A 9,992-nucleotide genomic window follows, 5' to 3' on the forward strand; every position below is an offset into this window, starting at 1 on the left:
GGGTGGTCCTGGTCGTCCTCGCGCCGAGCTTCGCCTGGTGCGCCGTACCGCTCTTCTTCACCGCCCTGCGCACCCTCCCGCCCCGCGCCGCCGTCGTCCTGGTCGCCCTCCTCACCGGCTTCGTGGTGGTCGCCCAGCTGCAGCTGTCCAAGTCCTTCGACCCGAACCTGCTCCTGGCCCCACCCGCGGTCGCCGCCCTCGCCACCGCCGTGTTCGTCCACATGGAACGCCAGGCCCTGGCTCAGCGGCAGCTGATCGACGACCTGATCCGCACCCGCCGGGAACTGGCCGCCACCGAACGCCGCGAAGGCACCCTCGCCGAACGGCAGCGGCTGTCCATGGAGATCCACGACACCCTCGCCCAGAACCTGTCCAGCCAGCAGATGCTGCTGCAGGCCGCGGACCGCACCTGGGACACCGACCCGGCCATCGCCCGCGCGCACGTCCGCACCGCCACCGGCATCGCCGCACACGGCCTCGCCGAGGCCCGCCGGCTCGTCCACGACCTGGCCCCGTCCGAGCTCGCCGACGGCGCCGGCCTCGCCGAGGCCCTGCACGCGCTGGACGCAGGCCCGGACATCGAGGTCCGCTTCCACCTCGAAGGCACCCCCGCCCCGCTCCCGGACCGCGTCCAGTCCGCCCTGCTGCGCATAGCCCAGGGCGCGCTGGCCAACGTCCGCGAGCACTCCGGCGCCCGCGCGGCCGCACTCACCCTCAGCTTCCTCGGGGACCAGGTGGTCCTGGACATCGCCGACGACGGCCACGGGTTCACCGAGCCCCGCACCGGCGCCGCCGAACGCGGGCACGGCCTCCCCGCGATGCGGGCCCGCGTCCGCCAGCTCGGCGGCACCCTCACCATCGAATCCGCGCCGGGCGAGGGCACCGTCCTCTCCGCGGCCATCCCCCTGGAGCCGGCCCCATGACGACGATCCTGCTCTGCGACGACCACGTGGTGGTCCGCGCCGGCCTGCTCGCCCTCCTCGGCAGCGAGCCGGACATCGAGGTCCTCGGCGAGGCGGGCAGCGGCGAGGAGGCGGTGGCCCTGGCCGCCAAGCTCCGCCCCGACGTGGTCCTCATGGACCTCCAGCTCGGCGAGGGCATCGACGGCGTCGAGGCCACCCGCCGCATCACCGCCGCCCCCCACCCGCCGCACGTCCTGGTCCTCACCACGTACGACACCGACGCGGACATCACCCGGGCCATCGGCGCGGGCGCCACCGGCTACCTCCTCAAGGCCGAACGCCCGGAGGAGCTCTTCGCCGCCATCCACTCGGCCGCCCAGGGACGCACCACCCTGTCCGCTCCCGTCGCCAGCCGCGTGATGGCCCACATGCGCGGCACCCGCCCCACGCTGACCGACCGCGAGCTGGACATCCTCGGCCAGCTCGCCCGCGGCCTCGGCAACCGCGACATCGCCCGCGCCCTGTTCATCAGCGAAGCCACGGTCAAGACCCACCTGGGCCGCATCTACGACAAACTCGGCGTCGACACCCGCGCGGGCGCGGTCTCGGTGGCGAAGGAACAACGCCTTCTCCCTTCTTGACGCGTCGGCGGGACCGGGGCGAAGGTCCGGGGCCGGCGCCCGTCCGGGGTGGGGAGGTCCCGGGACCCGTGACACCATCGGGTACGTGCTCGACATCGGCTACTCCCTCTCCCGGCGCTTCCCGGACCCCCCGCAGACCGACTACCGCTCGGCGGACGTCCACTCCCTGCGCCACGACCTGTTCTGCGGGGACGTCTACCTCGCCGACACCAATGCGGACCGGGAAGTGTCCACAGCCTGGGGATGGGTGCCCGTTCTGGACTTCGCCTGGGCGCTGTGCGACATCGTCGAGCAGCTCGACCAGGACCCCCGCGGCAACCGCTCCGCCAACCGCCAGCACGCCGAACTCGACTTCACCGAGTCCACGGACCGGATGCTGTTCGAGCGCCGCTTCGGCTGGGTCGACGTCGAGGCCGACTGGATGCCGGCCGAGGAAGCCCCGCTGACCTTCAGCCACCGCCTGCTGCGCCGCGAGGCCCGCGACTTCCTGCACGACCTCGTCGCGGACCTCGTCGACATGCACGACGGCCTCGCCGACAACCCCGTCATCTGGACCCTCCAGGCCAAGTTCCCCCGCGTCCCGGCGTGAGCGTGACCGGTCCCGGCGCGCCGGACGCCTACGCGACGCACTCCTACGCGGCCCTGCCCGAGGCGGCCGGCCCCGACGCGGCCGACCGCGCCGCAGACGCCGCCCGCGTCCGTCTCGACCGGGCCCTGGACCGGCTGGCCGTCACCTTCCGCGGAATGACGGCCCGGGCCGACGAGGTCCAGTGCGACTGCCACTGGGGCAGCGCCGAGGAGCTCGCCCGGCTGAAGGTTCCCGACACGGAACTCGACCCCGACCTGCTGCACCGCGCCTGGAGCGCACCCGACTGGCGCGACCACGGCGCCGTGCTGCGCCGCGTCCTGCCGCAGTTCGCCCGCGAGCTGACCGTCGGCCTCGGCGCCCACGCGTACGCCATCGGCCACGTCGGCCTCTCGTTCGAGCGCGGCGACTGGCAGCAGTGGCCCGCCGGGCAGAGCGCGGCCGTGCGGGAATTCCTGCACGCCTGGTGGGCCCACACCCTCCGCACCCCGGACCCGGCCGTCCCCGCGCACGACCTCCTCCCGCTGTGCAGGGAGGCCTCCGGCACGCTGGGCCCGTGGCTGGCGGTGTGGGAGGAGACCGAAGGCCCCGTCGCCGACCGCCACCTGGCCGAGACCTTCGACGCCTGGACGACCGAGCTGCTGGTGGGCTTCCTGCCGTGGCTCTCCGGGAGCAGCACCTGGGAGGAGGACGAGGCCGTCCACGACGAGCTCGTCTCCTGGTTCGCACGCCACGCCCCCGCACGGCTGCGCGCCCACGGCGCCTCCGAGGAGCTGCTCGAAGACGTACGCCTGCTCGGGCTCCCCGGCCCCGTCCGCGGGGCGGACCCGCACTGGCAGGTCGTGCGCCGCCGCATCGAAGCAGCGGCTACGCCTCCACCCGCAGCCCCAGCTGCGCCGCCAGCGCCGGAGCCAGATCGAACAACTGCGCCGGGCTGATCACGGCCCCGGCCAACGCGTCGACTCCCCGCGCGATCCCCAGCTCCGTGGCCTCCCGCAGGTCCACGTCCTGCATCCGCACCCCGCTGAAGTCCACCCCGCGCAGCGCGCAGTCCCGGAACTCCACCCGCTCCAGCACCGCACCCCCGAAGTCCGGCTCCACCAGCACGCACCCCTCGAAGACCACGTCCTTGAGCCGCGCCTTGCGCAGGTTCAGGTAGTCGATCTTCCCGCCGCGGACCACCACCCGCTCCAGCACGGCCCCGTGCAGCTGCACCCCGCCCAGCCGGGCGTCCACCAGCTCCACGTCCCGCAGCGAGGCCCCGGACAGGTCCGTCCCCACCCCCCGGACCCCCTCCAGCACCGAGTCGAGGACCCGTGCCTTCGACAGCCCGGCCTCGTCCAGGACGCAGCGCCGCACCGCGCAGTCCATGAACCGGGCCCCGATCCCCTCCTGCCCCGCCAGGTCCAGGTCCGCGAACTCCAGGCCGTCGTAGTCCCCGTCCGGTTCCAGCCCGCCCCCTTGCCACGCCACCAGCTCCGGCAGCCGAACCTCCGGCCGTCGCGCCGCCTTCACCGTCCGCTGCTGCCCCTTGCTCGCCATGCCCCCATCGTGGCCCACCCCACCGACAATCCCTTGACCTCAACCATGCTTCAGGCAAGAACGTGGGCCCATGACCACCGTGCCCGCGATGACCACCGCGCCCACCATGAACGCGATCCGCCTCCACGCCTTCGGCCCCGCCGAGAACCTCACGTACGAAAGCGTGCCGACGCCCGTACCCGCCCCCGGCCAGGTCCGCATCGCCGTCGCAGCCGCCGGCGTCCACCTCCTCGACACCGCCCTGCGCGAGGGCGAGCGCGGCCCCGCACCCGCCCTGCCCGAGCTCCCCACCGTCCCCGGCCGCGAGGTCGCCGGCACCGTCGACGCCCTCGGTCCCGGCACCGACCCCGCCTGGCTCGGCCGCCCCGTCGTCGTCCACCTCGGCTTCGCCCCCGGCGGCTACGCCGAGTACGCCGTCGCCGACGCCGACCGCCTCCACCCCGTACCGCCCGGCCTCGACCCCGCCGAGGCCGTCGCCATGATCGGCACCGGGCGCACCACCCTCGGGATCCTCCAGTTCGCCGACCTCGGCCCCGGCTCCGTCGCCCTGGTCCCCGCCGCCGCGGGCGGCATCGGCACCCTGCTGGTCCAGTACGCCGTGAACGCCGGCGCCACCGTGATCGCCCTCGCCGGCGGCCCCGCCAAGACCGCCCGCGCCGCCGCCAACGGCGCCCACCTCGCCCTCGACTACACCGACCCCGCCTGGCCCGACGCCGTGCGCGCCCGGTACCCCGCCGGCGCCACCGTCCTCTTCGACTCCGTCGGCGGCGAAACCGCCCGCACCGCCCTCGACCTGCTCGCCCCCGGCGCCCGCCACCTCGTCTTCGGCTGGTCCGGCGGCCCCCTCGACCTCACCGACGCCGAACGCGCCGGCCTCACCGCCCGGGGCATCACCACCCGCGGCGTCCTCGGCCCGGCCATGCTCCAGCAGGTCGGCGCCCCCGACCCGCTGCGCGTCCTGGAGACCCGCGCCCTCGCCGAAGCGGCCGCCGGCCGCCTGCGCCCGGCCCTGACCCGCTACCCCCTCGCCGAGGCCGCAGCCGCCCACCACGCCCTCGAAACCCGCGCCACCACCGGCAAGGTCGTCCTCGAACCCTGACCGGCCCGACCGTCCTGACCGGCCCGGCCGGCTCGGCCGCCCTACGCGGAGCCCAGGGCCGCCAGCGCGCCGTCCGTCAGCCGGTACACCGACCACTCCTCCTGCGGCCGCGCGCCCAAGGCCTCGTAGAAGGAGATGGTCGGCGCGTTCCACTTCAGGACGGACCACTCCAGCCGCTCGTAGCCCCGCTCCACGCACGTCCGCGCCAGCTCCGCCAGCAGCGCCTTCCCGTGGCCGCCCCCGCGCACGCCCGGCCGCACGTACAGGTCCTCCAGATAGATCCCGTGCACCCCGCGCCACGTCGAGAAGGAGAGGAACCACACCGAGAAGCCGACGGCCTCCCCGTCCTCCGTCTCCGCGATGTGCGCGAACACCGCCGGACGCTCCCCGAACAGCGCCTCCCGCAACTGCTCCTCGGTGGCCCGCGCTTCGTGCGGCACCTTCTCGTACGCGGCGAGCTCGCGGATCATCGCGTGGATGACGGGGACGTCGGTGACTTCAGCGCTACGGATCATGCGCGCAGCCTAAAGGGGTGGATCGCCCGCAGGTCAGCGCCCCAGCAATACCTCCGCGACCGTCAACTGCTCCTCGTCCAGGCGCTCTTCCCCGTCCTCCACGTCCCACAGGCAGTTCTGCAGCACCCGCCCCAGCGTCCACGCCCGCGCCCGCTCCCGGTCCGGCCCCACCGCCTCCGCCAGCAGGTCGAACCGCCACCGCACCTCCTGCGGCCGGAAGTCGTTGACGATCGCCGGCAGCAGATCGAAGCCCGGATCCCCGGCCAGCGGCTTCGGATCGATCGCCAGCCACGGCTCCCGGTCGCCCGCCAGCACGTTGTCGTAGTGCAGGTCCCAGTGCAGCAGCCGGTCCCCCGGCTCGCCCGCGACCTCCGCCACCGCCGCCGCGCAGTCCCGCAGCAGCGCCCGCTCCCGCTCCTCCACCAGCAGCCCCGCCGCCCGCGGCACGTCCGCCAGCATCTGGGCCGCGATCTCCCCCAGCCCGCGCAGCCCGGCCGGCGCGGGCACCGCCGTCAGCTGCGCCAGCAGTTCCCCGACCACGCCCACCGCCCGCCGCGCGTCCTGCCGCACGAGCGCCGACAAGTGCCGCCGCTCGTCGAGCCGTTCCAGCAGCAGCGTGCCCGTCTCCGCGTCGTGCTCCAGCAGCCGTACGCACCCCCGCCCGCCCCACGCGCGCAGCGCGACCGGCTCCCCCACGCTCTCCTCGTCCAGCGACACCAGCTTCAGTACGGCCGCACTCCCGTCGGCCCGTTCCACCGGCAGCACCAACGCCGTCACCCCGTGCATGGCCGGCCCGGCGCACCGCAGCTGCCACCGCTCCAGGAACCGCGCCGCCCGCTCCGGCAGCGCCGCGATGAACTCCCGCCCCGCATCGCCGTTGAACCTGAGCTGCGCCTCGACCAGCCCGTCCGGAATCTCCCCGATGTCCACCATGATCCGAAGGTATCCCGGCAGGCCGCACCGGCGGCTACAAGAGAGACGGCCTCACCCGGTCCCCGCGCCCTTCAGCGTCCGCGCGACAGCCGCACCGCGGATCCATCAGCACCTGCACCGTGCGCGGCGCGTCCGGCGTCCCCACGACGGCCTTCGCCCCGTCGACGTCAACCGAACCTCTCACCTGAAAACACAACAAATACCCCACCACCCTACGGTCCCCGCCGCCCCTCCCACATCGGCCATCCGGCCGGGAAACCCGCCCCAACGCACGACAACCAGCCCCTGGACGCCCTACCGGAACCGGGTGTACCAACTCCCCCATGACGATCAACGGCGGTATTTCCTTCTGGTACGCGACCGACCCGGGCGCCGAGGCCACCCCACCCCGCGCCCCCCTCACCGCCGACAGCACCGCCGACGTCGTCATCGTCGGCGGCGGCTACACCGGCCTGTGGACCGCCTACTACCTCAAGCGGGCCGCCCCCGACCTCCACATCACCGTCCTGGAACAGAAGTTCTGCGGCTACGGCGCCTCCGGCCGCAACGGCGGCTGGCTCTACAACGGCATCGCCGGCCGCGACCGCTACGCCGCGCTCCACGGCCACGAGGCCGCCCGCCGCCTCCAGCACGCCATGAACGAGACCGTCACCGAGGTCATCGACGTCACCACCAAGGAAGACATCGACGCCGACATCCACCGCGGCGGCGTCCTCGAAGTCGCCCGCACCCCCGCCCAGCTCGGCCGCCTCAAGGCCTTCCACGCCGCCGAGCTCTCCTTCGGTGAGAGCGACCGCGAACTGTTCGACGCCACCGAGACCCACCGGCGCATCAACGTCGCCGATGCCGTCGGCTCGAGCTGGAGCCCGCACGGCGCCCGCATCCACCCACTCAAGCTCGTCAAGGGCCTCGCCGCCGCCTGCGAACGGCTCGGCGTCGTCATCCACGAGTCGACCCCCGTCACCGAGATCGCCCCCCGCCGCGCCGTCACCCCCTACGGCACCGTCCGCGCCCCGTACGTCCTGCGCTGCACCGAGGGCTTCACCGCCGCCCTCAAGGGCCAGAAGCGCTCGTGGCTGCCGATGAACTCCTCGATGATCGTCACCGCCCCGCTCCCCGCCGCGACCTGGGACCAACTGGGCTGGTCGGACTTCCCGGTCCTCGGCGACATGGCCCACGCCTACATGTACGCCCAGCGCACCGCGGACGACCGCATCGCGATCGGCGGGCGCGGGGTCCCGTACCGCTTCGGCTCCCGCACCGACAACGACGGCCGCACCCAGCCCGCCACGATCGACTCCCTCCGCGACCTCCTCTTCTCCTTCTTCCCGCAGCTCACGGGTACGGAGATCACCCACGCGTGGTCCGGCGTCCTCGGCGTCCCGCGCGACTGGTGCGCCACCGTCACCCTGGACCGCACCACGGGCCTGGGCTGGGCCGGCGGTTACGTCGGCTCGGGCGTCGCCACCGCCAACCTCGCCGCCCGCACCCTGCGCGACCTGGTCCTCGGCGAGTCCACCGACCTCACCGCCCTCCCCTGGGTGGGCCACAAGGTCCGCCGCTGGGAACCGGAACCCTTCCGCTGGCTCGGCGTCCAGGCCCTCTACGCCGCGTACCGCGAGGCCGACCGCCGCGAAACGGCCACCCACCGCCCCACCACAACACCCCTGGCCCGCCTGGCGGACCGCATCTCGGGCCGCCGCTGACGCCCGGCGCCCAGGACATGCCGAAGGCCCCGGACCGTGCAGGTCCGGGGCCTTCGGGCACGGAGCCCCCTGTCGGGTTCGAACCGACGACCCCCGCTTTACAAGAGCGGTGCTCTGGCCAGCTGAGCTAAGGAGGCAAGCCGCCATCACTCTACACAGACCGCTCTTGCGCGGGCCATCACATTGAAAGCTGCAGGCATCACCCGGCCGGTTACTTCGCGTCGCCGTTGAACTTCGCGGCCGACCAGAAGTAGCCGAGCGCCGCGAGACCCAGGCACCAGGCGACCGCGAGCCACCCGTTGTGGCCGATCCCGCTGCCGAGGAGCAGGCCGCGCAAGGTCTCGATGACGGGGGTGAACGGCTGGTACTCGGCGACCGGCTGGAACCAGCCCGGCATCGCGTCGACCGGGACGAAGGCGCTGGAGAGGAGCGGCAGCAGGATCATCGGCATCGCGTTGTTGCTGGCGGCCTCCGCGTTCGGGCTGATCAGGCCCATGCCGACGGCGATCCAGGTGAGCGCCGTGGCGAACAGCACGAGGAGTCCGAACGCCGCCAGCCACTCGAGGGCGGTCGCGTCCGTGGACCGGAAACCGATGGCCACGGCCACGGCGCCCACGAGGATCACGCTCATCAGGCACTGCAGCACGCTGCCGACGACGTGCCCGATGAGCACCGCCCCGCGGTGGATCGCCATGGTGCGGAAGCGGGCGATGATCCCCTCGGTCATGTCGTTGGAGACGGACACCGCCGTGCCCACGACGGTGCCGCCGACGGTCATCAGCAGGATGCCCGGGACAACGTACGCGATGTACGCGGAGCGGTCCGCGCCGCCTCCCATCCCCGCGCTCATCACGTCTCCGAAGATGTAGACGAAGAGGAGCAGCAGCATGATCGGCGTGAGCAGGAGGTTCAGGGTGAGCGACGGATAGCGCCGGGCGTGCAGGAGGTTGCGGCGCAGCATCGTCGACGAGTCGCGGACGGCGAGGGAGAAGGAGCTCATCGGACAGCCTCCTCGGGCTGGTTGGGGACGCTCGTGCCGCCGGTCAGGGCGAAGAACACGTCGTCGAGGTCGGGGGTGTGCACGGTCAGCTCGTCGGCCTCGATGGCGGCGGAGTGCAGCCGGTCGAGGAGGGAGCGCAGCTCGCGCTGGCTGCCGTCGCTGGGGATCTGCAGGGACAGCGCCTCGTCGTCCCGGGTGACCTCGCCGAGCGCGAGGGCGGCGGCCCGGTAGGGGGCCGGGTCGGTGAAGCGGAGCCGGACGTGCCCGCCGGGGATGAGCCGCTTCAGCTCCTCGGCGGTGCCCTGGGCGGCGATCCTCCCGTCGTTGAGCACGGCGATGCGGTCGGCGAGCTGGTCGGCCTCCTCCAGGTACTGGGTGGTGAGGAAGACGGTGACGCCGTCGGCGACCAGCTCGCGGATGATCTGCCACATGGTGTGGCGGCTGCGCGGGTCGAGGCCGGTGGTCGGCTCGTCGAGGAAGATGATCCGCGGACTGCCGACCAGCGTCATGGCGATGTCGAGGCGGCGCTTCATGCCGCCGGAGTAGGTGGAGGCGGGCTTCTTCGCGGCCTCCCCCAGGTCGAAGCGCTCCAGCAGCCCGGTGGCGACCCGCCGCCCTTCCCGCTTGGACAGGTGGTGCAGGTCCGCCATGAGGAGCATGTTCTCCTCGCCGGTGATCAGGCCGTCGACGGCGGAGAACTGCCCGGTGACCCCGATCGCGGCCCGCACCGCCTGGGGGTCGGCGGCCAGGTCGTGGCCGCCGATGTGGACGCCGCCGGTGCCCGGGTCTGCGGAGGTGAGAGTGGAGAGGATCTTGACGGAGGTGGTCTTGCCGGCGCCGTTCGGGCCGAGCAGGGAGAAGATCGTTCCTTCGGGGACGGTCAGGTCGACGCCGTCGAGCACGACCTTGCCGCCGTAGGACTTGCGCAGTCCGTACGCCGCGATGGCCAGGTTCGTCATGGTGGGTGCTCCTCAGATGCTGCGGGCGGTGATGTCGCCGTAGCCGGTGGTGGCGTGGAGGGTGAGGGCGGCGTTGGCGCCGTCGCTGTTCTTCAGGGAGTTGTGGATG

11 protein-coding genes and 1 tRNA gene are annotated in these 9,992 nt (G+C 73.3%); 6 read left to right on the forward strand and 6 right to left on the reverse strand.

Annotated features, from left to right (window positions below; all coding sequences use genetic code 11):
* The 4 genes from PV721_RS36625 to PV721_RS36640 all read left to right on the forward strand — a co-directional run.
* A partial coding sequence (locus PV721_RS36625) for a sensor histidine kinase (RefSeq protein ID WP_319732116.1) occupies positions 1-923 on the forward strand: 923 nt, incomplete at its 5' end.
* Positions 920-1,543 carry a response regulator transcription factor gene (locus PV721_RS36630; protein WP_319732118.1) on the forward strand — a complete coding sequence of 208 codons (624 nt, stop codon included), beginning with the start codon at positions 920-922 and terminating at the stop codon, positions 1,541-1,543. The genes PV721_RS36625 and PV721_RS36630, both read left to right, overlap by 4 nt.
* Positions 1,544-1,628: 85 nt before the next feature.
* Complete coding sequence (locus tag PV721_RS36635) at positions 1,629-2,132, forward strand: hypothetical protein (protein WP_319732120.1); 504 nt, start codon at positions 1,629-1,631, stop codon at positions 2,130-2,132.
* A complete protein-coding gene (locus PV721_RS36640) occupies positions 2,129-3,067 on the forward strand; it encodes a hypothetical protein (protein ID WP_319732122.1) in 939 nt (312 codons plus the stop codon). Before PV721_RS36635 ends, PV721_RS36640 begins: the two co-directional genes overlap by 4 nt.
* On the opposite strand, the gene PV721_RS36645 is transcribed toward PV721_RS36640, so the two are convergent.
* Entirely contained in the window at positions 2,997-3,671 is a 675-nt protein-coding gene (locus PV721_RS36645) for a pentapeptide repeat-containing protein (RefSeq protein WP_319732124.1), read from the reverse strand. The genes PV721_RS36640 and PV721_RS36645 overlap by 71 nt on opposite strands.
* A gap of 106 nt (positions 3,672-3,777) precedes the next feature.
* On the opposite strand from PV721_RS36645, the gene PV721_RS36650 reads away from it, so the two are divergent.
* Positions 3,778-4,770, forward strand: coding sequence for a zinc-binding dehydrogenase (locus tag PV721_RS36650; protein ID WP_319732136.1), 993 nt, complete (start codon positions 3,778-3,780; stop codon positions 4,768-4,770).
* A 41-nt stretch (positions 4,771-4,811) separates the two neighbouring features.
* Here PV721_RS36650 and PV721_RS36655 read toward each other — a convergent pair whose 3' ends face one another.
* Together PV721_RS36655 and PV721_RS36660 are read right to left on the reverse strand one after the other, a co-directional pair.
* Positions 4,812-5,285, reverse strand: coding sequence for a GNAT family N-acetyltransferase (locus tag PV721_RS36655; RefSeq protein ID WP_319732126.1), 474 nt, complete (start codon positions 5,283-5,285; stop codon positions 4,812-4,814).
* 33 nt (positions 5,286-5,318) lie between these two features.
* On the reverse strand, positions 5,319-6,218 hold the full coding sequence (locus PV721_RS36660; RefSeq protein ID WP_319732128.1) for an aminoglycoside phosphotransferase family protein: 900 nt from the start codon (positions 6,216-6,218) through the stop codon (positions 5,319-5,321).
* Between the two features lie 323 nt (positions 6,219-6,541).
* Between PV721_RS36660 and PV721_RS36665 the strand changes: the two genes are divergently transcribed.
* Positions 6,542-7,924, forward strand: a complete 1,383-nt coding sequence (locus PV721_RS36665) for an FAD-binding oxidoreductase (RefSeq protein ID WP_319732130.1) — start codon at positions 6,542-6,544, stop codon at positions 7,922-7,924.
* Between the two features lie 63 nt (positions 7,925-7,987).
* On the opposite strand, the gene PV721_RS36670 is transcribed toward PV721_RS36665, so the two are convergent.
* The 3 genes from PV721_RS36670 to PV721_RS36680 form a co-directional block, all read right to left on the reverse strand.
* Positions 7,988-8,061: transfer RNA gene (locus PV721_RS36670), tRNA-Thr, on the reverse strand.
* A 74-nt stretch (positions 8,062-8,135) separates the two neighbouring features.
* Entirely contained in the window at positions 8,136-8,924 is a 789-nt protein-coding gene (locus PV721_RS36675) for an ABC transporter permease (RefSeq protein ID WP_319732132.1), read from the reverse strand.
* On the reverse strand, positions 8,921-9,883 hold the full coding sequence (locus tag PV721_RS36680; protein ID WP_319732134.1) for an ATP-binding cassette domain-containing protein: 963 nt from the start codon (positions 9,881-9,883) through the stop codon (positions 8,921-8,923). Before PV721_RS36680 ends, PV721_RS36675 begins: the two co-directional genes overlap by 4 nt.
* Positions 9,884-9,992 lie beyond the last annotated feature (109 nt).

It is taken from the genome of Streptomyces sp. MB09-01 (assembly GCF_033794505.1).
Classification (GTDB): domain Bacteria; phylum Actinomycetota; class Actinomycetes; order Streptomycetales; family Streptomycetaceae; genus Streptomyces.

Bases quoted from the DNA above. Each gene is read 5' to 3' on its own strand.
- PV721_RS36680 (WP_319732134.1), bottom strand. From the start codon at position 9,883: ATGACGAACCTGGCCATCGCGGCGTACGGACTGCGCAAGTCCTACGGC.
- PV721_RS36665 (WP_319732130.1), top strand. From the start codon at position 6,542: ATGACGATCAACGGCGGTATTTCCTTCTGGTACGCGACCGACCCGGGC.
- PV721_RS36650 (WP_319732136.1), top strand. From the start codon at position 3,778: ATGAACGCGATCCGCCTCCACGCCTTCGGCCCCGCCGAGAACCTCACG.
- PV721_RS36655 (WP_319732126.1), bottom strand. From the start codon at position 5,285: ATGATCCGTAGCGCTGAAGTCACCGACGTCCCCGTCATCCACGCGATG.
- PV721_RS36630 (WP_319732118.1), top strand. From the start codon at position 920: ATGACGACGATCCTGCTCTGCGACGACCACGTGGTGGTCCGCGCCGGC.
- PV721_RS36675 (WP_319732132.1), bottom strand. From the start codon at position 8,924: ATGAGCTCCTTCTCCCTCGCCGTCCGCGACTCGTCGACGATGCTGCGC.
- PV721_RS36645 (WP_319732124.1), bottom strand. From the start codon at position 3,671: ATGGCGAGCAAGGGGCAGCAGCGGACGGTGAAGGCGGCGCGACGGCCG.
- PV721_RS36660 (WP_319732128.1), bottom strand. From the start codon at position 6,218: ATGGTGGACATCGGGGAGATTCCGGACGGGCTGGTCGAGGCGCAGCTC.